Origin of the sequence: Pseudoalteromonas sp. KG3 (genome assembly GCF_030436385.1) — a bacterium.
GTDB lineage: Bacteria > Pseudomonadota > Gammaproteobacteria > Enterobacterales > Alteromonadaceae > Pseudoalteromonas > Pseudoalteromonas prydzensis.
Genome location: NZ_CP098523.1, coordinates 2,056,383 through 2,079,781, shown reverse-complemented (window position 1 = coordinate 2,079,781; position 23,399 = coordinate 2,056,383). Strand labels below are relative to the sequence as shown.

Annotated in this window: 24 protein-coding genes; 10 read left to right on the top strand and 14 right to left on the bottom strand. The window is 42.0% G+C overall.

The genetic code is table 11. The features are described 5' to 3' along the window. The first annotated feature begins 92 nt into the window (after window positions 1-92). From mutT to NDQ71_RS09865, 5 genes are all read left to right on the top strand, one after another. Window positions 93-488 carry an 8-oxo-dGTP diphosphatase MutT gene (mutT, locus tag NDQ71_RS09885; protein ID WP_301562667.1) on the top strand — a complete coding sequence of 132 codons (396 nt, stop codon included), beginning with the start codon at window positions 93-95 and terminating at the stop codon, window positions 486-488. Window positions 489-1,069: 581 nt separating this feature from the next. Continuing rightward, window positions 1,070-2,614 (top strand): PAS domain-containing methyl-accepting chemotaxis protein, encoded by a 1,545-nt coding sequence (locus NDQ71_RS09880; RefSeq protein WP_301561534.1) that lies wholly within the window; start codon window positions 1,070-1,072, stop codon window positions 2,612-2,614. Between the two features lie 174 nt (window positions 2,615-2,788). Beyond that, window positions 2,789-4,858 (top strand): M13 family metallopeptidase, encoded by a 2,070-nt coding sequence (locus NDQ71_RS09875; RefSeq protein WP_301561533.1) that lies wholly within the window; start codon window positions 2,789-2,791, stop codon window positions 4,856-4,858. A gap of 334 nt (window positions 4,859-5,192) precedes the next feature. Next, entirely contained in the window at window positions 5,193-6,068 is an 876-nt protein-coding gene (locus NDQ71_RS09870) for an NTP transferase domain-containing protein (protein WP_301561532.1), read from the top strand. A 49-nt stretch (window positions 6,069-6,117) separates the two neighbouring features. Further along, window positions 6,118-7,191, top strand: a complete 1,074-nt coding sequence (locus tag NDQ71_RS09865) for a phosphotransferase enzyme family protein (protein WP_301562666.1) — start codon at window positions 6,118-6,120, stop codon at window positions 7,189-7,191. A gap of 394 nt (window positions 7,192-7,585) precedes the next feature. On the opposite strand, the gene yjgA is transcribed toward NDQ71_RS09865, so the two are convergent. Then, on the bottom strand, window positions 7,586-8,113 hold the full coding sequence (yjgA, locus tag NDQ71_RS09860; protein ID WP_064667808.1) for a ribosome biogenesis factor YjgA: 528 nt from the start codon (window positions 8,111-8,113) through the stop codon (window positions 7,586-7,588). 145 nt (window positions 8,114-8,258) lie between these two features. On the opposite strand from yjgA, the gene pmbA reads away from it, so the two are divergent. After that, window positions 8,259-9,608 (top strand): metalloprotease PmbA, encoded by a 1,350-nt coding sequence (pmbA, locus tag NDQ71_RS09855; protein ID WP_301561531.1) that lies wholly within the window; start codon window positions 8,259-8,261, stop codon window positions 9,606-9,608. A 237-nt stretch (window positions 9,609-9,845) separates the two neighbouring features. Here pmbA and NDQ71_RS09850 read toward each other — a convergent pair whose 3' ends face one another. Beyond that, window positions 9,846-10,502: a LiaF domain-containing protein gene (locus NDQ71_RS09850; protein WP_064667811.1), complete on the bottom strand. Its 657-nt coding sequence runs from the start codon at window positions 10,500-10,502 to the stop codon at window positions 9,846-9,848. Between the two features lie 343 nt (window positions 10,503-10,845). Between NDQ71_RS09850 and NDQ71_RS09845 the strand changes: the two genes are divergently transcribed. Both NDQ71_RS09845 and NDQ71_RS09840 read left to right on the top strand, forming a co-directional pair. Further along, window positions 10,846-11,409 carry a BON domain-containing protein gene (locus tag NDQ71_RS09845; protein ID WP_064667812.1) on the top strand — a complete coding sequence of 188 codons (564 nt, stop codon included), beginning with the start codon at window positions 10,846-10,848 and terminating at the stop codon, window positions 11,407-11,409. 64 nt (window positions 11,410-11,473) lie between these two features. After that, window positions 11,474-11,632 (top strand): YqaE/Pmp3 family membrane protein, encoded by a 159-nt coding sequence (locus NDQ71_RS09840; protein WP_064667813.1) that lies wholly within the window; start codon window positions 11,474-11,476, stop codon window positions 11,630-11,632. A 617-nt stretch (window positions 11,633-12,249) separates the two neighbouring features. Here the strand turns inward: NDQ71_RS09840 and mgtE are convergent. The 12 genes from mgtE to NDQ71_RS09780 form a co-directional block, all read right to left on the bottom strand. Next, window positions 12,250-13,608, bottom strand: a complete 1,359-nt coding sequence (gene mgtE, locus NDQ71_RS09835) for a magnesium transporter (protein WP_192542397.1) — start codon at window positions 13,606-13,608, stop codon at window positions 12,250-12,252. Between the two features lie 118 nt (window positions 13,609-13,726). Next, window positions 13,727-13,999, bottom strand: coding sequence for an HPr family phosphocarrier protein (locus NDQ71_RS09830; protein WP_064667815.1), 273 nt, complete (start codon window positions 13,997-13,999; stop codon window positions 13,727-13,729). A 28-nt stretch (window positions 14,000-14,027) separates the two neighbouring features. Next, a complete protein-coding gene (rapZ, locus tag NDQ71_RS09825) occupies window positions 14,028-14,870 on the bottom strand; it encodes an RNase adapter RapZ (RefSeq protein WP_064667816.1) in 843 nt (280 codons plus the stop codon). A gap of 20 nt (window positions 14,871-14,890) precedes the next feature. Next, entirely contained in the window at window positions 14,891-15,343 is a 453-nt protein-coding gene (ptsN, locus tag NDQ71_RS09820) for a PTS IIA-like nitrogen regulatory protein PtsN (RefSeq protein WP_064667817.1), read from the bottom strand. A gap of 4 nt (window positions 15,344-15,347) precedes the next feature. Continuing rightward, complete coding sequence (hpf, locus tag NDQ71_RS09815) at window positions 15,348-15,635, bottom strand: ribosome hibernation promoting factor (protein ID WP_016710074.1); 288 nt, start codon at window positions 15,633-15,635, stop codon at window positions 15,348-15,350. Window positions 15,636-15,663: 28 nt separating this feature from the next. Next, window positions 15,664-17,160: an RNA polymerase factor sigma-54 gene (locus NDQ71_RS09810; protein ID WP_064667818.1), complete on the bottom strand. Its 1,497-nt coding sequence runs from the start codon at window positions 17,158-17,160 to the stop codon at window positions 15,664-15,666. Between the two features lie 66 nt (window positions 17,161-17,226). Then, window positions 17,227-17,952 carry an LPS export ABC transporter ATP-binding protein gene (lptB, locus tag NDQ71_RS09805; RefSeq protein WP_064667819.1) on the bottom strand — a complete coding sequence of 242 codons (726 nt, stop codon included), beginning with the start codon at window positions 17,950-17,952 and terminating at the stop codon, window positions 17,227-17,229. After that, complete coding sequence (gene lptA, locus NDQ71_RS09800; RefSeq protein WP_064667820.1) at window positions 17,949-18,482, bottom strand: lipopolysaccharide transport periplasmic protein LptA; 534 nt, start codon at window positions 18,480-18,482, stop codon at window positions 17,949-17,951. The genes lptB and lptA overlap by 4 nt, the downstream gene beginning before the upstream one ends. Continuing rightward, a complete protein-coding gene (gene lptC / locus NDQ71_RS09795; RefSeq protein WP_064667821.1) occupies window positions 18,472-19,026 on the bottom strand; it encodes an LPS export ABC transporter periplasmic protein LptC in 555 nt (184 codons plus the stop codon). The genes lptA and lptC overlap by 11 nt, the downstream gene beginning before the upstream one ends. Continuing rightward, window positions 19,023-19,574 carry a 3-deoxy-manno-octulosonate-8-phosphatase KdsC gene (gene kdsC / locus NDQ71_RS09790; RefSeq protein WP_064667822.1) on the bottom strand — a complete coding sequence of 184 codons (552 nt, stop codon included), beginning with the start codon at window positions 19,572-19,574 and terminating at the stop codon, window positions 19,023-19,025. Before kdsC ends, lptC begins: the two co-directional genes overlap by 4 nt. Next, window positions 19,574-20,545, bottom strand: coding sequence for a KpsF/GutQ family sugar-phosphate isomerase (locus NDQ71_RS09785; RefSeq protein WP_064667823.1), 972 nt, complete (start codon window positions 20,543-20,545; stop codon window positions 19,574-19,576). The genes kdsC and NDQ71_RS09785 overlap by 1 nt, the downstream gene beginning before the upstream one ends. A 24-nt stretch (window positions 20,546-20,569) precedes the next feature. Next, on the bottom strand, window positions 20,570-21,541 hold the full coding sequence (locus NDQ71_RS09780; protein ID WP_301561530.1) for a calcium/sodium antiporter: 972 nt from the start codon (window positions 21,539-21,541) through the stop codon (window positions 20,570-20,572). Window positions 21,542-21,796: 255 nt separating this feature from the next. Here NDQ71_RS09780 and mlaF point away from each other — a divergent pair, with 255 nt between their 5' ends. Together mlaF and mlaE are read left to right on the top strand one after the other, a co-directional pair. After that, on the top strand, window positions 21,797-22,612 hold the full coding sequence (gene mlaF / locus NDQ71_RS09775; protein ID WP_301562665.1) for a phospholipid ABC transporter ATP-binding protein MlaF: 816 nt from the start codon (window positions 21,797-21,799) through the stop codon (window positions 22,610-22,612). Next, a complete protein-coding gene (gene mlaE / locus NDQ71_RS09770; RefSeq protein WP_064667826.1) occupies window positions 22,612-23,391 on the top strand; it encodes a lipid asymmetry maintenance ABC transporter permease subunit MlaE in 780 nt (259 codons plus the stop codon). Before mlaF ends, mlaE begins: the two co-directional genes overlap by 1 nt. The last annotated feature ends 8 nt before the right edge of the window (window positions 23,392-23,399 follow it).

The following is a 23,399-nucleotide window of genomic DNA, read 5'->3' as shown; positions in this document are numbered from 1 at the left end:
TAGGACCTAGAGCCTAGAGCCTAAAACCTAGAACCTATGCTTTAAAGCGTAGGCGCGGCTTTATGCCGCGCGGTTTTGATAAAGGTAATATGATGACGAAAAAAATTGTGCATGTAGTGGTTGGGGTTATCAAAGCAGATAACACACTATTTATTTGTAAGCGCCCAGATGACAAACACCAAGGTGGTTTGTGGGAGTTTCCGGGCGGCAAAGTAGAAGCTGGTGAAACCGTATTCGCAGCACTTAAACGTGAACTTCAAGAAGAAGTCGGCTTAACAATTAATAGCTCAAGCGAGTTGATGGTGATTGAGCATGATTACGGCGATAAGTGCGTCAAACTCGATGTGCATTTAGTCACGGATTTTACTGGCCAAGCCCATGGCGCCGAAGGCCAGCAAAGCGCTTGGGTCGCAATTGCTCACTTAGACGAATATAACTTCCCCGCTGCAAATGTAGAAATCATCGAAAAAATAAAAACGCAGTGTTGATCGTGCTTAGATTTACGTAGACGGGGCTTTATGCCGCGCAAGTTGTATTTAGATGTTAGATTATAGATGTTAGATTTTAGGTAGCCTTTCATTTCTCGGTGTAGCGCTAAGCGCCTCTGTGGTGAACATAATATTGCGCGAGGTAAACTCGCGCCTACGGGGTTAGCATGGGTGTTTGGATTTGCGTAGGCGCGGCTTTATGCCGCGCGGTTTATTAATTCATGGCTAAAGCCATTTCCTACAGGGTACTCCCTCGTAGGAGCCGGCTTTAGCCGCGAAAGGTTTTTAGTGATTTATTCACAAAGAGGTTGAAGGGAAAAGGTTAAAGGCACTAGGAAGACAAAGGTACTAGGGAAGTTACTAGGACCTAGAACCTATAACCTAGTACCTATGTTTTACAGTGTAGGTGGGCTTTATGCCGCGCGGTTTATAAAACTCATGGCTAAAGCCATTTCCTACGTTTGGTACAATTTGTTTGTGGCAGCCAGCTTTAGCTGCGAAAGACGTTGTATTTATATGATAATGTGCTGTGTTGTGTTTTTTATACTATATTTTAAGCGTTGATAATTTAAGGAATAAATATGCGCGAAAATCTTCCGGTCACTACGACAGAAAGAACTTTTCCTAGTGGCTCTAAACTCATATCTGTGACAGATTTAAAAGGTCAAATTGTTGATTGTAATGATGAGTTTGTTGCTATAAGTGGTTTTACTAAAGAGCAATTAATTGGTCAACCACATAATATTGTGCGGCATCCAGACATGCCTTCTCTTGCTTATAAAGTGATGTGGGAGCATTTAAAGGCGGGCAAACCTTGGATGGGCTTAATTAAAAACCGTTGTAAAAATGGCGATTTTTATTGGGTTGATGCTTATGTCACCCCTGTGACTGAGCGCGGTAAAGTGACGGGTTATGAGTCAGTACGCTCATGCCCTAGTCGAGTTGATGTGAAACGGGCTGACGCATTATATAAAAATATAGTAAATAATAAACAGCTAAGCTTGCCTATTGCAGTAGAGAATATTGCCTTAATAATTGCCGCTATTATAGCGCTGCTGTTATTTGCGATGGGCTGGCAAAATACGGCGTTATTGCTATTTATTGCTGCGACATTAAGTTATGCAATATGGGGGCAAATAGCTAAAAAACGCTTGGTGCATGCACTTAATGAAATGTTATCAGGCGCGTTTTCTCATTCGCTGGCGGTTAGCAGCTATACCGATGATACGGGTGACTTAGGCTATTTAAAAGTGGCAATCAAAAGTCAGCAAGCGCACTTAGGGGCGGTGATCACCCGTATTGAAAATGAGTCTAAGAATGTGTCGAAGCAGTCTGATATTGGCGAGCGCTTAACTAAAACCATGCTTGATAAAATTGAGCAACAGCAAAACGAAACTATGCAAGCCGCAGCGGCCATGAATCAAATGGCTACAACTATTGCTGATGTGGCTAAACATGTTGCTGATACTGCATCGCATGCCGATATTGCTAACGAGTTGACTATTAGAGGCGGGCAAATTGCCAATGCCACACAGCAAGCTATTGAACAGCTACGCGACACAGTTGTAGAAATAAGCGAGTCGGTACAGCGTGTGTCTGAGCAAACTAAAAATATTGCTGAAGCAGCACAAATGATTGAGCAAATTGCTGAGCAAACAAATTTATTAGCACTGAATGCTGCCATTGAAGCGGCACGTGCTGGTGAGCAGGGACGTGGTTTTGCGGTGGTGGCCGATGAGGTTCGTAATTTAGCTAAACGTACTCAAGACTCAACTAAAGATATTTATGACATAGTGAATGAGTTAACAACACGGGCAACGCGTGCGGTGGATGTTGCCGAAAAAGGTGGTAAAAATGCCGAGCATGGTTTGACTCAAGTGCTGCAAAGTAGCGAAATGCTTAAAGGTGTATCTGAAGCGGTAAGTGAAATTGCCGGTATGTCGACCCAAATGGCAACGGCTGTTGAACAGCAGTCACATGTTGCTGAAGATGTGAATCAGCAAATTCTACGTATTTCAGAGCTAGCTAACCACAGTTTTACGGATGCAAAAGATACTGCAGCTGCTATTTCATTACTAAAAACAGTATCTGAGGCACTGCATGAGTTAGTGGTGAGATTTAAGTAAAGGGGATTATGCCTGGCTGGATAATAGATAACGATTTTAGTGTTTTGATACGAATTGTTACATATTCAATTTTATTGTTGCTGCGATGAGGTTTATGATGGGATCAGCGAGCAGCTTATTATTAAGCTGCTAGAAGGGTTTGTATGCTCAACAATAATGATTTACGGGACTCCCATGAAAAAAATATCACTCACTGCAGCAAGTATTGCCCTTGCGCTGGGCTTAGTTGGTTGTGGTGAACAACAACAAGCCAAAGCGCCGGAAACGGTTGCTACTAGCGCACCAGTAGAGCAGCTCAGTTCAGGCATTGAATTAGCTAATATAGACAAGTCGGTCCGTGCACAGGATGACTTTTACTATCACGTAAATGGCCAATGGTTGGCTACCACTGAAATCCCCGGCGATAAATCAAATTACGGTTCGTTCTCACAGTTATATGATGATTCGCAAGCAGCGATGAAAACAGTGCTTGAAAAAGCGGCTGCGAATACAGCGGTTAAAGCTGGCACTGATGAATATAAACTTGGTGCGTTTTTCAAAAGCTACATGAATGAAGCAAAACGTAATGAGTTAGGTATTACACCGCTGAATGCGCCTTTAGCGGCAATTGATGACGTAGAAAACAAGTCTGATTTAGTGGCGCTGATGGCGAAAATTCGCATGCAAGGCGGTGCAGTGCCATTTGGTTGGTATGTAAATAACGATGCTAAAAACTCTAGCGAGAATGCATTGTATGCATATCAATCAGGCCTTGGTTTACCGGATCGTGATTACTATTTAAAAGACGATGAAAAGTTCACTAAAATTCGTGCCGCATACCAAGTATACATTGCTGACGTTTTAAAACGCGCAGGTGTAGAAAAGGCCGATGCAGCCGCAAAAGCAATTATTGCACTTGAAACCAGTATTGCAGATGCGCAGTGGACGCGCGTTGAAAGCCGCGATGCGACAAAGTCTTATAATAAGATGAGCGTGAGTGATGCGAGTAAGCTAACCGGTGAGTTTGATCTTGTAGAATACTTCAAAGCGTCTGGTGTAAACGTACAAGATATTATTGTTAGTCAGCCTAGCTACTTTGAAAAATTTGCCGATATTTATAAAGCGACAGATTTAGCAACGTGGCAACAGTACTTAAAGTTTCACTTAGTTAGCAATTATGCAGGTTTATTAGATAAAGAGTTGGTTGATTTAAACTTTAACTTTTACAGCACTACATTACGCGGTGTAAAAGAGCAAACTCCACTTTGGAAGCAAGCTGTAGATGCCTCTAATGAAGTGTTGGGTGAAATCTTAGGCAAAGTATACGTTAAAGAAAACTTCCCACCAGAAGCTAAAGCGCGCATGGAAGAGTTAGTTGATAACGTGATCAAAGGCTACGGCGTTGCGATTGAAAACCTAGAGTGGATGAGCCCGGAAACCAAGCTTGCTGCGAAAGAAAAACTCGACAAATTCACCCCTAAAATTGGCTACCCAGATAACTGGAAAGACTATTCACAGTTAAGCATTAATGCTGATGATTTGGTGGGTAACTATATTCGTCATAGTGAGTGGGCTTATGCGGATATGATTGACAAGCTAAGCAAGCCAGTTGATCGTTCTGAGTGGCACATGACACCACAAACAGTGAATGCTTACTACAATCCTGTGAATAACGAAATTGTATTTCCAGCGGCCATTTTGCAACCACCATTTTTTAACTTAGAAGCGGATGATGCGGTTAACTACGGTGCAATTGGTGCGGTAATTGGTCATGAGTTAGGCCATGGTTTTGATGACCAAGGTGCGAAGTATGATGGTGATGGTAATTTACGTGATTGGTGGAGCGAGTCAGACCTTAAACAGTTTGAAGCACGTACCGGCCAATTAGTTGCACAGTATAACGAGTACCAACCGTTTGCAGATGCTAGCGTTAACGGTCAATTGACCTTAGGTGAAAATATTGGCGATTTAGGTGGCTTAACGGTTGCTTTCACTGCTTATCAGTTATCGCTTGGCGGTGATAAAGCGCCAGTGATTGATGGTTATACGGGGGAGCAACGCTTCTTTATGGGGTGGTCGCAAATTTGGCGTCGTAAATACCGTGACGAAGAACTACGTAACCGCCTAATGACAGACCCTCATTCACCAAGCCATTACCGCGTGATCGGTATCTTGTCGAATATGCCTGAGTTTTATCAAGCATTTGACGTTAAAGAAGGCGACAAAATGTATATCAAACCAGCTGAACGCGTAAAAATTTGGTAATTAATTTTTATTAGTTTGCTGATTAAACGGTGGCTCAGGCCACCGTTTTTGTTTTTAGGGAAGTAAAAGGTTAAAGAGAAAGGGGCTAGGTTCTAGGGAAGTGACTAGGAGCGCGTTGCTCGAAGCTCATGGCATTTACCCTCATTGTTTTCTCTTTGTGCAAAATGTTTGTAGGAGCTGGCTTTAGCCGCGAAATATTAAAAAAGGTGCTAGGTGATAGAGAAGTGACTAGGAGCTAGGCTAGAACCTATCGACTAAGACCTAGATCCTATAGCTAGATCTGGTGGTTGAAACTGGTAAACTCTGATTTATTAGTAGTAAAAGTGGGTTAAAAATGAAAAAACATCATCTAAGCTTAGTGGTCCTTGCGGGGGGCTTAGGTACTCGTTTTGGTGGTAATAAACAAATAGCTGAAATTGCCGGTCTTGGTTGTACCATAATGGAGCTCAGTATTGCAGATGCTGTTGCCGCAGGAGTAACTCAAGTGGTGTTAGTGATCAATCAGGCTGTACGCAGCGAGATTGAGCAAGTGATTTTACCGCGTTTACCTGTGGGTATAGAGGTTGTGCTTGTGGAGCAACGCATTGACTTAGTGCCCGAGCAATTTCAAGCTTTAGTGCAACAGCGAGAAAAGCCTTGGGGAACAGGTCATGCTTTATTGTGTGCTAAAGAGCATGTTCATAATCCAGCCATCGTTATTACTGCGGATGATTACTATGGCGCGTCGTCGTTTTTATTACTTGCAGAACATTTCAAAAGTAACAATAGTTGGGCTATGGTGGGTTATCCAATTATTGATACTTTGTCAGATCAAGGGGGCGTGAATAGGGGCGTATGCCAGGTTAAAAATAACCAATTAGTTGATGTTGTTGAGTATTTAAATATTCAGAACGAGAACGGTCAAATAATGGGTGATAATCCGCAAGGAATCCGTGAGCAAATTGCCGCGGATGCATTAGGGTCAATGAGTTTTTGGGCCATTACACCAACATTTTTCGAACGCTTAGAAACAGGTTTTGCTGAGTTTCTGCAAAAATATGACAACGGTGTCAGATTGGAGTATTATTTACCGGATCAAATTCAACATGCGATCACATCTAATCAGCAAATAGTTACTATTTATACTGCTAAAGAGTCATGGTATGGAGTAACCTATAAATCAGAATTACAGGATGTTACAGGTAAATTATATGAATTACGTCATGGATGAAACAGCCCCGATCTTGCCTTTTCCCGGGCACAATAATAGCGAAGTAAGTATGAAGTCAAATTCCATTGCGGTTCACTTATCTGAAAGTTTTGGCCTTGGTAATGAAGAAGTCAGTTTGAAACCAATTGGTAGTGGTCACATTAATACTACGATGTTATTGACGGCACCCAAAAAATCATTAGTCGTACAAAAGCTGAATACTGAGGTTTTTCCTGAGCCTGATATGCTGGTAAAAAATGCCCGCTTAATTGAACGTCATTTAACTAAAAAGCATCTGTCGGGTGATTATGACTTAGCGATTATTCGCCATGTTCCGACCGTTGAAAATGGTTATTTAGTTGATTGTGATGATGGTGTTTGGCGTGCACTCGAATTTATTGGCGGCAGTTATAGTGAAGATGTTGTGTTAAATACTTCACAAGCACAAACTGCAGCCAATGCATTTGGTCAATTTGCTGTTGCGTTAGAAGACTTTGATGCTAAGCAATTGCATCATGTTATTCCTGATTTTCATAATTTGGCGATGCGTGCTGATAAGTTCAAAGCGGTGGTGGCAAGTGATCCAGTTAAGCGTTTAGCAAGCTGCCAAGCTGAGGTCGATTTTTGCTTTGCACAGTTTGGCTTGATTGATGAACTTAAATCGTTAGCAGGCAATGTACCCGTTAGACCTTGCCATAATGATACTAAAATCAATAATATGCTGTTCTGTAATAAGTCACATAATGCCAAAGCAGTGATTGATTTAGACACCTGTATGCCAGGTTATTGGTTATATGACTTTGGTGATATGGTGCGTACCTTCTGTTCACCAGAGCAAGAAGATTCAACTAATTTAGATAACGTTTGTGTTCGCGAAGAAATTTTTGCGGCCGTGGTTAAAGGTTATGTTGAGCCTTTGAAGGACTTAATCACCGAGCAAGAAAAACAAAGCTTTTGGCTGGGTACTAAAGTAATGACCTTTATGATTGGTTTGCGTTTTTTAACCGATTACATTGATGGCGATCATTACTTTTCAATTAAGCATGCTAATCATAACTTAGAGCGTGCGCAAAATCAGTTTGCTTTATATCGTGATATTCTCGCCAAAAAGAGCACACTTAAAGCCATTTTAAGAGACGTGTAATAAAGGTTAAAGGTAAAAGGTAAAAGGCGCTAGGAGCTAGGAGCTAGGGAAGTTACTAGGACCTAGAGCCTATAACCTAGTACCTATGTTTTAAAGCGTAGGCGCGGCTTTATGCCGCGCGATTAGCGCGAAGCGCCTCGGTGTTCTCTGTGGTGAATTTAAAATTGCGCGAGGTAAACTCGCGCCTACGGGGGGCATTGGTGTTTGAATTTGCATAGGCGGTGCTTTATGCCGCGCCGTTTATAAAATTCATGGCTAAAGCCATTTCCTACGTCGCGGTGTTTAAGGTTGATGCTGAGGGCACGTTGAACAGGTTGTTCAGCAATAAACGGTAACTGCCTATAAATAGCGGGTGTTGATACCCAGACTGTATATAGGCTCACATTAAATGTGTTTAGCGCATGATGCTTTCTTTAAGGTACTGAAATAGCTCTTTGTAGCCTTTAGCTGGCTTTTCAATTTTCACTTCTTTTGCAGCATTACGAATTAATTGTCGTAATTTTTGACGATCAATGGCTGGGTGTTGCTCTACGGTTTGGTTTACTAGATCATCACCTTGGGCAATTAAATCATCACGTAATTGCTCAATTTTTTTAATCAATACTTCTGCTTGATTATTTTTATTAAGCATAACGTCGATAATAGCGTTGATCTCATCGATATTTTCCACAGTTCGCAATGTTTTTGCGATGTAATTTAAGTGACGGCGATATGCATCACTTTTGTTACTGATTTTGTCAGCAACAACCATTGCCGCTTTTAAATCGTCATTTAAGGGCAAGCGTTCACGCTGTTTTTTCCCCATTTTGGCAATTTCAGCACCTAACTGATGAAACTCTTGCGCTTCGCGCTTTAGCTCACTTTTTGATATATAGATAATTTCTTCTTCAATTTCAGCAGGCTTGCCTTTTTTCTTCGCCATGGGGTACTCATATGATAACGTTAACTGCGGTCATTATACGCCATTTAATTAATGATTAATATTAGCTGATGCAATGCAGTGAGTGTGTTAGCATTTAAGTATTATGATTGCGCCCGCAAAATGCTCTAAGCTCAGGACTAAAAAGATGAAAAGCCAACAGCAAGATCCTATTTATACGCAAATTTCTCAAATTAAAGATGCCGTTGCAGAAGTGTTAGAACACGCTAAAAAACTCGGCGCTACGGGCGCTGAAGCGGCTATGTCGAGCACCTCTGGTTTATCTGTCAGTACGCGCATGGGGGAAGTCGAAACAATCGAATTTAACCAAGATGGCGGTTTAGGGATCAGCGTCTATGTTGGTAATCATAAAGGTTCAGCATCAACGGCTGATCTAAATCCGAAAACATTACGCACAGTGGTTGAAAAGGCCATTGATATTGCCAAATTTACTTCAGATGATCCACATAATGGCGTCGCCGATAAAGACCTACTTGAGTTTGCCCCGCTTGATTTAGATTTATATCACCCCTGGGATGTTAGTCCTGAACAAGGTATTGAGTTGTGTCATGCTGCGGAGCAAGCAGCGCTTAACGCTGATCCACGCATTGTAAATTCAGACGGCGCAAGTTTTTCATCGCATCAAGGTTTACGCGTGTATGGTAATAGCCATGGTTTAATTACTGGCTACCCGCGCACGCGCCACAGTATTAGCACTATGGTGATTGGTAAAGATGGCGAGCAAATGCAGCGAGACTCAGCCTACACGGTGGCGCGTGATCAAGCTGGCTTAAAAGACGCGGCAGCGGTTGGCCTCGAAGCGGCTAGCGAAACCCTTGCTAAGCTTAATAGCCAAAAGTTAGGTACTATGAAAGTGCCCGTTGTTTTTCGCGCTGATATAGCTAATTCCTTGTTTGGTCACTTGGTGTCTGCAATAGGTGGTGGTGCGCTGTATCGTAAATCGAGCTTTTTGCTGGATAGTCTTGGCACGCAAGTGTTCAATGACTGCGTTAATATTGCAGAGCGCCCGCATATTTTAAAAGGTTTAGCGTCGTCACCATTTGACAGTGAAGGGGTGAAAACCATCGACCGCGAAATCATTCAAGGCGGCGAGCTACAAACATATTTATTAGCGAGCTACGCAGCGCGTAAAATGAATATGATGCCAACCGGCCATGCTGGTGGTATTCATAACTGGTTAGTTGCACAAACTCATGCTGATCTAGCTGCGTTGTTAAAAACAATGGGCACCGGTTTATTGGTCACTGAGTTAATGGGCCAAGGCGTTAATACCGTAACGGGTGATTATTCCCGCGGTGCTGCTGGTTTTTGGGTTGAGAATGGTGAAATACAATATCCTGTAAGCGAAATTACCATTGCTGGCAAACTACAAGATATGTTTAAAGGTATTAGCGGCATCGGGGGCGACATAGAGCGCCGCGGTGGTATTCAAACCGGTTCGGTATTGATTGAACAAATGCAAGTAGCGGGAAGCTGATTGAAGCTTTAAGCGATAAGCCGTAAGTCATAAGCTGCGCGAGGTAAACTCGCGCCTACGGGGTTGGCATTGGTGTTTGGCTTTGCGTAGGCGCGGCTTTATGCCGCGCAAATTTATAAGTGATTCATTCACAAAGAGGTTAAGAGGCGCTGCGCTTAAGAGGTTAAAGGGAAAAGGTATTAGGTAAGTGGTAATCAAGGTGCAATTAGCCCGTGGCTTTCTCTTCTCATTTACCCACTAATGTTTATTCATATCTTGCCAGCTGGTTTTAAGGCTGTTGGCGAAAGAGACAAACTTTTCCTTAATGGTTCGTTTGATTTTAATTTCTACAGATCCAAGCACCACTTTACCTTCGATAGTAATGGTTGGCCCTTGCTGCTTGTTCAGTGACACCGATTTGTTTTCAACACTGCCAATAATACTGAATAGTTTTGATACGACATTGACGTGCTCTGGTACGTAAATTTGATCACTGCCAAGCAAGCAATTAACATGCAGGGTGATATTTTGATGCTGAAATATGGCATCAGTAAAATCAAGTTCAATAGAACCCAGTAAGTTAGTAAGATGAATTTCTTTTGGCACTACCCATTGTCCACTGCGCTCGTTTGAGCCCAAAATACTACGAAGATGCAATGCTTCATCGCCGCTTTTATTACTATAGTTTGGGCTAAACTGTGCACGCTTTTCCGACTGGTAACTACTATCGGTAGTGAGTTCAAGATCACTAACCAAATCAATTAAGCTTTGGTTATTTTTTGCTTCCATTGCTTGGTCTAATCTGCGCTCAAATGCCTCGGCTGAAATAACTGCATGACTGTAGTTATAAATTAATTGATCAATAACTTGTTCGCGCACTTGCTCAATTGGGCGATCTTCTAGTTTTACAGTCATGGCGTATTCCTTATAAGTGATGCTGTTGGTGTATATGTACGATTACTTTGTAATGCTGTAACTAAAGCAAGGCTTAGGCCATTATTTAATTCATTAATAATCAGTTGTTTAGGTTTTATACTGTTGAATGAGTTTGTTATATTAACGACAGATTAACGAATAATGCTATTAAATAGTTAATTTTGCAACGACCAGAATAAATTACCGAGCAGTCGGTAAATTCTTACCAAGCTAAAATGCAAGATTATATAGATTTAAATTTAAGTGTTTGATTTTAAATTATTTTAAGGTTGGCCTGATGTTCGCATTAATCATATTGTCTTTAATCAAAAGGAGAAAGATTATGAAAACATTTAACAAATCAATTATCGCTGCGTTAGTTCTTGGTACTACTGCTATGGGTGCTCAAGCAAGTAGCTGGGAAAATGAAAGTAAAGATGCTTGGATTGATGGAAAGGCAGAAACAGTTCTACTAATGAACACAAATCTAAACAACTTTGACATTAACACTGATGTAAAAAATGGCAAGGTAGTACTTACCGGTAAAGTTGAGAGCGATTTAGATAAAGAGCTAGCTGAAGAGCTTGTATTAAGCCTTGATGGCGTAACTGATGTTGATAACAAGCTGACAGTTGTTAAAAATGTTGATACAAAAAACAAGAAAATGAAGTCTGATAGTACTGAAAGTGACTTAACGGACGCTAAAATTACTACAGTTATCACGACTCGATTCTTGTTCAACTCTGAAGTGGGCGGTACCGATATCGATGTAGATACAGATAAAGGTGTGGTAACACTAAATGGTACAGTTGGCTCTGATGCTGAAAAACAACTAGCGGTGAAAATTGCTAAGAATGCTGAAGATGTTCGCGATGTAGTTGATAACTTAACTATTGTAGCTGAATAATCTATAAGCCACGAATGCCCAGCTGTGCTGGGCTTTCTTCTGCAAACTTCAGGGAGTGAGAATAATGGATTTAATACGCATTATATTTTCAGTGCTTATTCCACCACTTGGTGTGTTTTTACAAGTTGGTTTAGGTGCTCAGTTTTGGATTAATATTTTGTTAACATTACTAGGGTATATTCCTGGTCTAATACATGCAATTTATATAATCGCACGTCGTTAGAGTCACAGTGTTAAACGCAACAAGGATGATCTGCCCATTAGATGGCAAGGAGAAACATTATGGATAACGTATTAAGGAAAAACCAGCAAGGAGGCGCAGTAAGCGCAAAGCCACTTTGGACCGCGCAGCAATGGAAACAGTTAATGGATAATGCATCAAAGGAATGAAGCTAAAGCAGCAAGGATTGGGCTTTAATTATAAGGATCATATAAATACAAAAGGATTGGCTTAATGACTAAGCCCACAAGGATGATACAGGTATGGTTATCGGATGATAAGTTCACAGCCCACTAGAAGGAATTTACTAGGATGTTAGATACCAAAATTATAAGTGCATGTTGTTCTTTGTATTGAGAGCATGCACTTATAACCCTACCCAAGAATGTTTTACCTCCCATTTATTTATAGTCGTAAACTGGCCCATCGCCGCGTTTGAAATGTCGCATGGTGTTAGTGCATCAGCAAGCTTAACGCCTACGGATTGGCATAGGTATTTGGATTTGCGTAGGCGCGGCTTTATGCCGCGCAAATTTATACCATTCATGGCTAAAGCCATTTCCTACGTTACGATGTTAACCTAGAACCTAGCCTCTAAAACCTAGCCCCTCTATTCCTATCTACACCAACAACCATGTGGCGGTGCCGAGGAAGGCGAAGATGCCGACGATATCTGTAACTGTGGTTAGTACGACACTGCCTGCTAAGGCTGGGTCAATTTTCATTTTCTTCAAAATCAGTGGGATACTTGCACCGGCAATACCTGCGGCGACTAAGTTCATAAACATGGCAAAGGCGAGTACGCCGCCAAGCTTAAAGTCCCATTGCCAAATGGCAACAACACCGGCTATTAAAATTGACCACACCATGCCGTTTATAGCACCGATCGCCAGCTCTTTCATTAGTAAAAAGCGTTGGTTAGTTTGGTTTATGTGACCTACCGCAATACCACGTATTACTAGTGTTAATGTTTGGCTACCAGCAACACCACCCATTGATGGCACGATACCATTGAGGACTGCAAGTATCGGTAGAATTGCCAAGGTGTTTTCAAAGAAGCTTGCCACAATAGCCGCGAGTAACGCGGTTAATAAGTTAACCCCAAGCCAAACAGAGCGTTTTTTGGAGCTTTTTAATACCGGTGCAAAGGTATCTTCTTCATCATCAAGACCCGCTAAGCTTAATAAGCTGTGCTCTGCATCTTCACGGATAACGTCAACGATATCATCGATGGTGATCCGACCTAGCAGATGGTCGTTATCATCAACAACAGGGGCCGATATCCAGTTATGGCGCTCGAATAATTGCGCTACTTCACTCTCATCCATGGAAATAGGGATTGATTCACAATCTTCATCCATTAATTCGCGAATAATTTTGTCCGGCGAGTTGGTGAGTAGAGTGGTCAGCGACATTGCGCCTAAAAAGCAGTTATGTTTATCAACTACGTAAAGGTCATCGGTGCCCTCTGGTAGCTCGCCACGTAAGCGTAAGTAGCGTAGCACCACGTCAATGGTGACGTCTGGGCGAATGGTTACCGTATCGGTATTCATCAGTGCGCCAGCCGAGCGCTCTTGATAAGAGAGTGCTTGGGTTGCACGTTCGCGGTCTTGACTGTCCATGGCGCTGACGACGTCTTGGTAGACGGTGTCAGGTAAGCTACGTAATACTTCCCCTAAATCATCGTGGCTCATGTCCTCGGTCGCGGCAGCAATGTGCTCCGGTTCCATTTGGGCGATGATCCCTAAGCGAACATCTTCAGAAAGCTCTTCGAGTACGTCACCTTGTACATCTGGATCAACGAGTTGCCATAGTAAGGTACGAATTTTATGCGGGGATGATTCGAGTAGTAACGCCGTGTCACACGGAGCCGTTTTTGCCAACATACGCCTTACTTGAACAAATTGACCATTATTAAGTGACTTGGTCACTTGTTTTAGTTGTTGTAGTGGATAATCTTGTTCAAAAGCTTCTGGCATTGGCGTCCTTAAGTTATTAATACAGTTTATTGGGTAGGCAAGACTTTGATAATTCAGGCTGATTGCTTAAACCAGCAACTTATTCAGTTTAACGCAATTTTGTTGTGCTGACTACGGACTATTCTTGCTCGTTAAAGCGTTGCGCGATGAGCTCGCCAATGGCAGCAAGAGCCGGTTCAGCATCTGGTCCTTCGCAGACTACTTTCACTTCTTTGCCTTGGCTGCTTTCTAATAACATTAGGCCCAGTACGCTATCGCCTGCGGCTTGTTTATCGTCTTGATGAAGCGTGATACTGGCATCAAACTGCACGGCTAATTGTGCTAATACACTGGCTGCACGGGCATGTAAGCCCAGTTTGTTTTTTATTAAAAATGTATCTTCTAAGCGCATCAACATTCCTTACTGTAAACGTGTGTTGTTATTCTTGCTCGCGGTGGCGAATTTTTACATTGCTGTGGCTCATTGAAAAGCTTTCACCAATGGTTTGCGCTAAATAAACTGAACGATGTTGACCGCCAGTACAACCAATTGCGATTGTGAGATAACTACGGTTGTTTCGCTCTAGATGTGGTAACCAAGTTTGCACAAAGGTTTGGATCTGCCAAGTGAACTTTTGCACGATGCTGTGGCTGGCTAAATAATCTTTTACTGGTTGATCAAGGCCGGTAAGTGGCTTTAACTCAGGTTCCCAATGTGGGTTTGGTAAAAACCGCGCATCAAATACGTAATCGGCCTCTTTTGGAATGCCATACTTAAAGCCAAATGATTCAAAGGTAATGATTAGTTTTTTGTCTTTTTTACCTAAAATTTTCTCACGGATTGACTCTGCCAGCTGGTGGACACTAAGGTCGGTGGTATCCAGCATAAAATCGGCACGAGTTGTTAGCACATCAAGTAATACTTTTTCTTGTTTGATAGCTAAATCGAGCGGCAAAGAATCCAATGATAATGGGTGTAAGCGGCGAGTTTCAGAAAAGCGTTTGATCAGCGTTTGATCATCACAATCTAAATAAAATAATGTTGGATTGGCGAAACCTGGCAAGTATTCAAGAATATCGTTAAATTCTTCTTGTTCTTTCGGTAAATTACGCACATCAATGCTAACTGCAATTTTGTCGTAATTATCAGAAACACTACGCACTAATGAAGGTAATAAGTTTACTGGAATATTATCAACACAATAATAGCCAAGATCTTCGACTACGCGCAGTGCAACAGATTTACCTGAGCCAGAGCGGCCACTGATGATGATTAACTCCATGTAAACTCTCCTTCATTTGGCTACGACTGCTCAACAATAACGTGATATAAATCTTGATCTGTTTTTGCACTACGTAATTGTTTGCAAAAATCTTTATCGTTAAGTTTATCAGCAATTGTGGCTAACGTCTTTAAATGAAGTTGGCTATCACCATCTGGTACGATGAGGGCGATAAAGAGATCCACAGGACGGTTATCAATCGCATCAAAATTAATCGGTGTTTCGCTTACTAAAATTATCGCTAGTGGGCTTTCAATACCCGTCATACGGCCATGTGGAATAGCAATACCACGACCAATCCCCGTACTGCCTAGTTTTTCTCTGGCGAGTAATGCATCGAGGATTTCTTGTTGTGATAGCTGAGGAAGTTGTTCATGAGCCAATTGGCTGATAAATTCAATGATCCGTTTTTTGCTATTAAAAAGGACCGCAGCTTTGCTGCAGTCCTGGCAAATAAGTGAGCTTAATTTCATAGTATTAGTGTCGAGCGTGCTTCTCTTTGTGTTTGATTACTTGACGGTCAAGTTTGTCAATTAGTCCGTCAATGGCTGCATACATGTCTTGGTGCTCAGTTGAGGCAAATAATTCAGCGCCACTAACATGTATTGTGGCTTCTGCTTTTTGGCTTAGCTTTTCAACGTCAAGAATAACATGGACATTGTTGATGTGATCAAAATGCCTCTCAAGCTTCGCAAACTTATTGTTTACATAGTCTCTTAATGAATCAGTAATTTCTACGTGACGACCAGTTAAATTTAGTTGCATAAGCATTTTCCTTTTTTGATTTTACGCCTTAAATCAAACTCTTTCTTTGATTTGACGGTGGAATAGCCAGTGACTCGCGGTATTTTGCAATAGTCCGTCTAGCTACTTTGATACCTTGCTCTGCCAATATATCTGCAATTTTACTATCACTCAATGGTTTCGCTGAGTTTTCTGCGCTGATCAGTTTTCTGATCAATGCGCGAATTGCGGTAGACGAACATTCACCGCCGTTCTCAGTGCTTACATGACTTGAGAAAAAATATTTTAGCTCAAAAATACCCCGTGGAGTATGCATGTATTTTTGGGTTGTTACGCGAGAAATTGTCGACTCATGCATTTCAACCATTTCAGCAACGTCATTTAGCACCATCGGGCGCATAGCTTCAGGGCCATGTTCAAAGAATCCTTGCTGCTGTTTAACAATGCAGTTGGTTACTTTGAGTAATGTGTCGTTACGACTTTCTAGGCTTTTTATAAACCATTTAGCTTCTTGCAGATGCGAACGAATAAATTGGCTGTCAGTGCTCGATTTAACGGAGCGTGACATGGCCGCATATTGGCTGTTCACTCTAATTTTTGGCATGCTGTCTGGATTAAGTTCAACCACCCAGCGGCCTTTAATTTTTTTCACTGATACATCAGGAATAACGTACTCTGACTCTTCCCGTACTATGGTATCCGCAGGCTTTGGGTTGAGACTGTGGATCAGTGTCATGACTTCTTTTAAATCTTCTTCTTTAAGCTTAGTCTTTTTCATCAAAGTGCGATAGTCGCGACTAGCTAATAAATCGATATGATCCGTTAAAATCATTTTTGTCTCTGCAATCCAAGGAGTTGCAGGATCAAATTGATTTAATTGAATACATAAACACTCTTGTAAACTACGGGCGGCAATGCCAACAGGATCAAATAATTGAATGCGCTTTAAAACCGCTTGCACTTCGTCCAGTTCGATTTCTTCTTCGCTGTTGCCTTGATTTAAGCTCTCTACAAGGTCTTCACAGCTGAGTGTTAAAATACCAGAGTCATCAATGGCCTCAACAATGGCAATGGCGATTGCTTCATCGGTTGGGCTAAAGGGCGTTAGCTGTAACTGCCACATTAAATATTCATGCAAGGTCTCTGTTGAGGCGCCTTGATAAATAGATTCATCTTCGGGCATTGGCCCCGATGAACTGTTAGGCGCAGCACTCATGTATTCATCCCAAGTGACGTCCATTGCCATTTCGTCACTGAGGGTTTCTTTACTTAATGCTTCGCTGCTTTCTTGTTCGTATTCGCTAGGCTTGTCGTCCGCTGAGGCACTGACAGTTAAGTCATCGTTGTCTTGTTTTTGTTCGTTTTTGCCAGCAGCATCTTCTGAATATTCATGTTCTTCTAGTTCTAACAACGGATTGCTATCTAGCGCTTCTTGAATTTCTTGCTGGAGATCCAATGTACTGAGCTGCAATAAGCGAATAGCTTGTTGCAGTTGCGGTGTCATTGTAAGTTGCTGGCCCATGCGCAGCTGGAGTGATTGCCTCATGTATCTCTAACAATCCTTTTATTGTTGTCATTGTTAAGTTTAGCAGATGCTTTACCGAGTGTGGCTTTATAGCCTAAATTGCTCACCCAGGTAAACATCGCGAACTGTTTGGTCGGCAAGTACATGCTCAGGTGTGCCTGATGCAATTAACTCCCCATGAGAAACTATGTAGGCTTTTTCACAAACATCAAGGGTTTCTCGTACATTGTGGTCGGTAATAAGTACGCCAATACCACGGTTTTTAAGGTGTTCAATAATCTTCTTTATATCTAACACTGAAATAGGATCAACGCCAGCAAAAGGCTCATCTAGCAGGATAAATTTTGGATTTGCGGCTAAAGCGCGCGCAATTTCAACGCGACGGCGTTCACCACCCGATAACGCCATACCTTGGCTGTCACGAATATGTTGAATGCTAAATTCATCAAGTAAGCTGTCGAGGGCTTCTTCTCTGGCTTGTTTTTTTAGGTCTTTGCGAGTTTCTAAAATCGCCATCAAGTTTTGATACACAGTCAACTTGCGAAATATCGATGACTCCTGAGGCAAGTAACCAATTCCCAAGCGGGCACGGCTATGCATTGGTAGCAGGGTAATGTCATTATCATCAATACTGATTTTACCTTTGTCGCTAGGCACTAAACCGACAATCATGTAAAAAGTAGTGGTTTTACCTGCGCCATTTGGGCCCAGTAAACCAACAATGCTGCCAGCGGTGACTTCTAAACCAACACTTTTGACTACTTGACGACCTTTGTAGCTTTTAGCTAAAAATTCAGCTTTTAATGTACTCATGGCTGACCTTTAGATTTGGTTTTTTTACTGTCTACAGGCACGAGTATGGTGTGTACGCGATCGTCTGAACTAGCGCCTTTTTCAGCACTGATCAGTTGTTGGTCCATGTCGTAGGTAATGCTTTTAGCGTTAATCTTTTGCCCTGCTTGAGTAACCTGTGCGTCACCAATTAGCGTTAAGTAGCGTTTTGCAACGTCGTAACGAACTTCATCTGCGCTGGCGCTCATAATTGTGCCATCGGCTTGTTTTTCTTCAAAATAAGCCGGGCTGCCAGTTGCGACTAGTAATTGTTTATTATCGCCTAAGTCTTCACGTTTGTGCACTTCAAGGCGATCAGCTTTGATACGACGGTTACCATGAATGATCTCAACATTTTTTTCAAAAATACCGATATTATCTTTCAGTTGTGCAAGCTGCTTGTCTGCACTGATCGATACTTGATCTGCAGGCGGTGAGGCCGTCTCTGCAAAACTTGAAAAGGCTATGAATAAGCTTGGTATAACAAGCAAGTGAGCAAATTTATTGGTCATAATATATGGTTCGCGTATGGTTAATTAGTTCTACCACTTCGGCTTTTAAGTCGGCATGGAGGCCGCGCCCAGTGATCTTTAAATTTGGTCCGATCAATTCTACTGGTTGTTCAGAACTCATGGTTTGCAGTTCAATATCAACCTGAATGTTGTCTGCGTTTATATGTTCAATCATGGCGTTGTTGGTGAGGTTTTTAGCCACCACATTGCCTTCTAAAATTAATTGATGATTTTCATATAAGGTGGCTTCGTCTGCATTAATTTGCCACGTTTGTTGTTGATTATATAAAGTAAAAATAGGTTGCTCAAAGTAAGTAAAACCTAACTGCTGGTACAGCTCCATTTTTGCAGCGGTTACTTTGTGACTAATTTTACCTTGTTCATCAAACGCGGTTTGTTTTAATGCCACCGCTGTGTAATCAGGTTTTGCTATTATATCTTCTTGATTCTGTACTGTGGTTGTAGGCTGATTAAAATAAGGGAACCACAGCCACACCATACAAACGACGAACAATACGCATAATATCAAACGCGCACTATTCATGAGCTGGTTCCTTCGCAGGTTAATGATTTACCATTTTCAAGCATCAGTAAATCAGTTAACTCACGCACTGCACCAAAGCCACCTGGCAACATGGTTGTATAGTGTGAAATACGTTTTATGAGTGGGTGTGCATCATTAACTGCTACCGCAAACCCCACCAATTCCATCACTGGCATATCAGGACCGTCGTCACCAATGTAGGCAATTTGCTCATCAGTTAACTGCAGTTTATCTTTGAGCTGTTGATAAGCTTGCAACTTATTTTCTTGGCCTTGATAAATATGCGGTACAGTCAGGCTAGTCATTCGTTGCTGAACTATCTGTGAATGACGACCGGTGATCACGGCGACTTCAAAACCACTGTTGATCAAGGCTTTAATGCCAAAGCCGTCTTTGGTATTAAAGGCTTTTAGCTCTTCACCCTGGTTGCCTAAATAAATACGGCCATCTGAAAATACGCCATCAATGTCGCAAATAAGCAGTTTAATTTTCTGTGCGCGGCTGCGTACATCATCACAAAGCGGCTGGTATAAATCAGCAAACTGCATTATAAAACTCCTGCTTTTAGCAAATCCTGCATGTTCAGTGCACCAATAGGATGTTGATTATCATCAATCACAATTAAGCCGTTGATACGCTTATTTTCCATAATGTTGAGTGCCTCTGCGGCGAGCATATCTGCGGTTGCTGTAGTACAAGAACGGGTCATTACAGTGCTTATCAAAGTGCTATGAATATCAACCCGTTGCTCTAAAATACGGCGTAAATCACCGTCAGTAAACAATCCTGCAAGCTGGTTGTTATCATCAACAATAGCGGTCATACCTAAGCCTTTGGCAGACATTTCAATTAACGCATCTTTGATGCATTGTTTGTCATTAATGATAGGTGTTGCATCACCACTGTGCATAATATCTTTTAAGCATAGCAGTAAGCGTTTACCTAAGCTGCCACCTGGGTGTGATAGTGCAAAGTCGTCGGCGGTAAATCCGCGAGTCTCTAGCAGCGCAACAGCGATTGCATCACCCATCGCGAGCGTGGCTGTGGTGCTGGCTGTAGGTGCAAGCCCTAATGGGCAGGCTTCTTGGCTTACTTTAATACATACATGAGCATCCGCCCACTTTGCCATTGACGATGCTGGATTACCGGTCATGGCAATCATTTTTGCGCCAATACGTTTAATAACTGGAATTATATTGAGTACTTCGCTGGTTTCACCTGAGTTGGATAGCAACATGACTACATCATCGCGGGTGATCATCCCTAAATCGCCATGGCTTGCTTCACCAGGATGAACAAAAAACGCTGGTGTACCGGTACTTGCCAATGTTGCAGCAATTTTATTGCCAATATGACCGGATTTTCCCATACCCACTACAATGATCCTGCCATGGCATTGATACATTAGTTGGCAAGCTCGATTAAAGTTTTCGTCTAGGTATTGGACTATCTCAGTCAGTGCTTGGCGCTCGATATCGAGAACCCGCTTACCTTGTTCAATAAAATTTAACTGCGTCATCGTGTTATCCATTTTTGGGTAGCATTAAGCAACTTGGTTGAAAATATAACCTTGATAGACTAAAAACGCGACCAATAACAGGCCACCTTCAACTCGATTAATGCGTCTTGTGCCTCTAAAACTTAAAGACATAGCAATCAATGCTATGGTGGCACCAATCATTATTAAGGCATCACGGTTTGCCGCCGATGGGTCAATAATTGATGGGTTGATAATACCCGCCAGTGGCAATACTGCTAATATGTTAAAGATATTTGAGCCGACAATATTGCCCAGCGCTAAATCATCTTCTTTTTTCAGTACCCCTGCGATACAGGCGGCAAGCTCAGGTAGGCTAGTACCAATGGCAATAATGGTTAAACCAATGACCAGATCACTTAAGCCAAAGAATTTGGCAATATCAACCGCAGAGCCGACTAAAAAGTGCGAGCTGATAGGCAGTAATATCATACCTATGATTAACCAAAATAAAGCCGACTTAGTTGGCACATTATCTGGCACATCTTCACAAGCTTCACTGACAAATGGGTCATCAGCTTGGTTTTTAGCGCGAATAGAAATAATAACTAAGCCAGCAATAAATACGACAAAGCCAATGATTAATGCAACGCCTTCTGTAAATGAAAAGTAGTTATCAGAAAATACATACCAAGCAGCAATTGACACTAACAACACCAGCGGCATTTCACGCTTCAAGGTCATTGAGGATACTGAAAGAGGGCGCAATAGCGCGGTAATACCTAACACAAGTAAAATATTAGTGATATTTGAGCCAACGGCATTACCCACGGCTGTATCAGTTTTACCCGCAAGAGCAGCTGATGCTGAGACCATCATTTCTGGGGCTGACGAGCCCATAGCAACCACTGTTAAGCCAACAATTAGTGTAGGGACACCGAAATTTTTTGCCAGCGCAGCCGCGCCGTAAACAAAGCGATCTGCACTCCAAACGAGAGCTGCAAACCCGAGAATTAAAATGACAAAAGAAGTCACCATTGTGTTACGCCAATTATTCAAAATAAGATGACTGCAAATAGTAACAAAAGCCAACCTGAAAGTATAAATAAAAGAATCAGGTCAACTTGTTAGTAAGTCGTTATTTTTACCTCAGAAAAAATTATTTAAGCGTCTGTTAAGCCTACTGCTGTAAGGTTTTGCTTGTTATTACATAGAATATTACAAAATTTTACGAATTGTTTTTTCCATCTTGCTGTAAAAACGCTTAAAATAGGAGAACTAGTGAATATAGTAATGGAGAGCGACTTGTCGCAACCAATAGTAGAAATCAAGGATGTAAGTTTTTCTCGAGGTAATCGCAGCATATATAAAAATATGAGTTTTAGCGTTCCTAAAGGGAAAATTACGGCAATCATGGGGCCAAGCGGAATTGGTAAAACCACCATGTTGCGTTTAATTGGTGGTCAGTTAAAACCAGATAGCGGCACTATATTATTCGAAGGTAATAACATTCCAAGTATGTCGCGTAAAGAACTTTACGCTGCACGTACCAAAATGAGTATGTTATTCCAAAGCGGTGCATTATTTACCGATATGTCTGTGTTTGACAATATAGCGTTTCCGCTGCGTGAACATACTCGCCTTAGTGAAGATTTAATCCGCCTAGTAGTGCTAATGAAATTACAAGCCGTTGGCCTTCGTGGTGCTCAGGATTTAATGCCTTCAGAGCTCTCAGGCGGAATGGCGCGTCGTGCTGCATTAGCACGCTCTATCGCACTTGATCCTGAATTAATTATGTATGATGAACCGTTTGCAGGCCAAGACCCTATTTCGATGGGCGTGTTGGTTAAACTGATTAAATCACTTAATCAAGTGCTCGGTTTGTCGTCGCTGATAGTGACTCATGATGTAACCGAAGTAATGAGTATTGCCGATCACGTTATTATTATCGCTGATCAAGGTGTTATTGGCAGCGGTACCCCGGATGAAATGCGTAATCATGAATCACCGCTGGTGCAGCAGTTCTTAAAAGGTTTATCAGATGGCCCTGTGCCATTTCATTTTCCTGCACCATCTTACCAGCAAGAGTTACTGGGAGGGCGCCGCTAATGTTCGATTTTTTGCAAATGCTAGGCCATAAAACGTTAGGGCGTTTTGCGGCGCTTGGCCGTTCTACACAAATGTTGGTTGGCGCACTGTGGAATGTTCCTAACTTCAGAAAAGGCACGCCTTTACTGGTACGTCAATTGTATATGGTAGGCTCGCAGTCACTGTTGATTATCATGGTGTCGGGTTTATTTATCGGCATGGTACTGGCGTTACAGGGCTACACTGTACTGGTTGGTTATGGCGCAGAAGATAGCTTAGGACCGTTGGTGGCATTGAGTTTATTGCGCGAGTTAGGCCCTGTTGTTACGGCATTATTATTTGCCGGACGAGCGGGCAGTGCGTTGACTGCTGAAATTGGTTTGATGAAAGCTACTGAGCAGTTATCGAGCCTGGAAATGATGGCGATTGACCCACTTAAGCGTATTATTGCACCGCGATTTTGGGCGGGCTTTATCAGTATGCCATTGCTAGCATTGATATTTTCAGCCGTTGCAATCATTGGTGCTCACTTGGTTGGGGTTGATTGGTTGGGGGTAGATACAGGTAGCTTCTGGTCAATCATGCAGTCGCAAGTGTCATTTCAGCAAGATATTTTAAATGGCATGATCAAAAGCTTTGTGTTTGCCATTGTGGTTACATGGATAGCGCTTTATAAAGGTTATGATTGTATACCGACCTCTGAAGGGATCAGTAAAGCAACAACAGAGACGGTAGTGCACTCTTCTTTGGCTGTTTTAGGGTTTGATTTTATTTTGACAGCGGTAATGTTTACCAGCTAATTAAGGTA

What these genes read in the sequence shown, in the direction of transcription:
- mutT (WP_301562667.1), top strand. Translation starts at nt 93, where the DNA reads ATGACGAAAAAAATTGTGCATGTAGTGGTTGGGGTTATCAAAGCAGAT.
- NDQ71_RS09880 (WP_301561534.1), top strand. Translation starts at nt 1,070, where the DNA reads ATGCGCGAAAATCTTCCGGTCACTACGACAGAAAGAACTTTTCCTAGT.
- NDQ71_RS09875 (WP_301561533.1), top strand. Translation starts at nt 2,789, where the DNA reads ATGAAAAAAATATCACTCACTGCAGCAAGTATTGCCCTTGCGCTGGGC.
- NDQ71_RS09870 (WP_301561532.1), top strand. Translation starts at nt 5,193, where the DNA reads ATGAAAAAACATCATCTAAGCTTAGTGGTCCTTGCGGGGGGCTTAGGT.
- NDQ71_RS09865 (WP_301562666.1), top strand. Translation starts at nt 6,118, where the DNA reads ATGAAGTCAAATTCCATTGCGGTTCACTTATCTGAAAGTTTTGGCCTT.
- yjgA (WP_064667808.1), bottom strand. Translation starts at nt 8,113, where the DNA reads ATGGCGAAGAAAAAAGGCAAGCCTGCTGAAATTGAAGAAGAAATTATC.
- pmbA (WP_301561531.1), top strand. Translation starts at nt 8,259, where the DNA reads ATGAAAAGCCAACAGCAAGATCCTATTTATACGCAAATTTCTCAAATT.
- NDQ71_RS09850 (WP_064667811.1), bottom strand. Translation starts at nt 10,502, where the DNA reads ATGACTGTAAAACTAGAAGATCGCCCAATTGAGCAAGTGCGCGAACAA.
- NDQ71_RS09845 (WP_064667812.1), top strand. Translation starts at nt 10,846, where the DNA reads ATGAAAACATTTAACAAATCAATTATCGCTGCGTTAGTTCTTGGTACT.
- NDQ71_RS09840 (WP_064667813.1), top strand. Translation starts at nt 11,474, where the DNA reads ATGGATTTAATACGCATTATATTTTCAGTGCTTATTCCACCACTTGGT.
- mgtE (WP_192542397.1), bottom strand. Translation starts at nt 13,608, where the DNA reads ATGCCAGAAGCTTTTGAACAAGATTATCCACTACAACAACTAAAACAA.
- NDQ71_RS09830 (WP_064667815.1), bottom strand. Translation starts at nt 13,999, where the DNA reads ATGCGCTTAGAAGATACATTTTTAATAAAAAACAAACTGGGCTTACAT.
- rapZ (WP_064667816.1), bottom strand. Translation starts at nt 14,870, where the DNA reads ATGGAGTTAATCATCATCAGTGGCCGCTCTGGCTCAGGTAAATCTGTT.
- ptsN (WP_064667817.1), bottom strand. Translation starts at nt 15,343, where the DNA reads ATGAAATTAAGCTCACTTATTTGCCAGGACTGCAGCAAAGCTGCGGTC.
- hpf (WP_016710074.1), bottom strand. Translation starts at nt 15,635, where the DNA reads ATGCAACTAAATTTAACTGGTCGTCACGTAGAAATTACTGATTCATTA.
- NDQ71_RS09810 (WP_064667818.1), bottom strand. Translation starts at nt 17,160, where the DNA reads ATGAGGCAATCACTCCAGCTGCGCATGGGCCAGCAACTTACAATGACA.
- lptB (WP_064667819.1), bottom strand. Translation starts at nt 17,952, where the DNA reads ATGAGTACATTAAAAGCTGAATTTTTAGCTAAAAGCTACAAAGGTCGT.
- lptA (WP_064667820.1), bottom strand. Translation starts at nt 18,482, where the DNA reads ATGACCAATAAATTTGCTCACTTGCTTGTTATACCAAGCTTATTCATA.
- lptC (WP_064667821.1), bottom strand. Translation starts at nt 19,026, where the DNA reads ATGAATAGTGCGCGTTTGATATTATGCGTATTGTTCGTCGTTTGTATG.
- kdsC (WP_064667822.1), bottom strand. Translation starts at nt 19,574, where the DNA reads ATGCAGTTTGCTGATTTATACCAGCCGCTTTGTGATGATGTACGCAGC.
- NDQ71_RS09785 (WP_064667823.1), bottom strand. Translation starts at nt 20,545, where the DNA reads ATGACGCAGTTAAATTTTATTGAACAAGGTAAGCGGGTTCTCGATATC.
- NDQ71_RS09780 (WP_301561530.1), bottom strand. Translation starts at nt 21,541, where the DNA reads ATGGTGACTTCTTTTGTCATTTTAATTCTCGGGTTTGCAGCTCTCGTT.
- mlaF (WP_301562665.1), top strand. Translation starts at nt 21,797, where the DNA reads ATGGAGAGCGACTTGTCGCAACCAATAGTAGAAATCAAGGATGTAAGT.
- mlaE (WP_064667826.1), top strand. Translation starts at nt 22,612, where the DNA reads ATGTTCGATTTTTTGCAAATGCTAGGCCATAAAACGTTAGGGCGTTTT.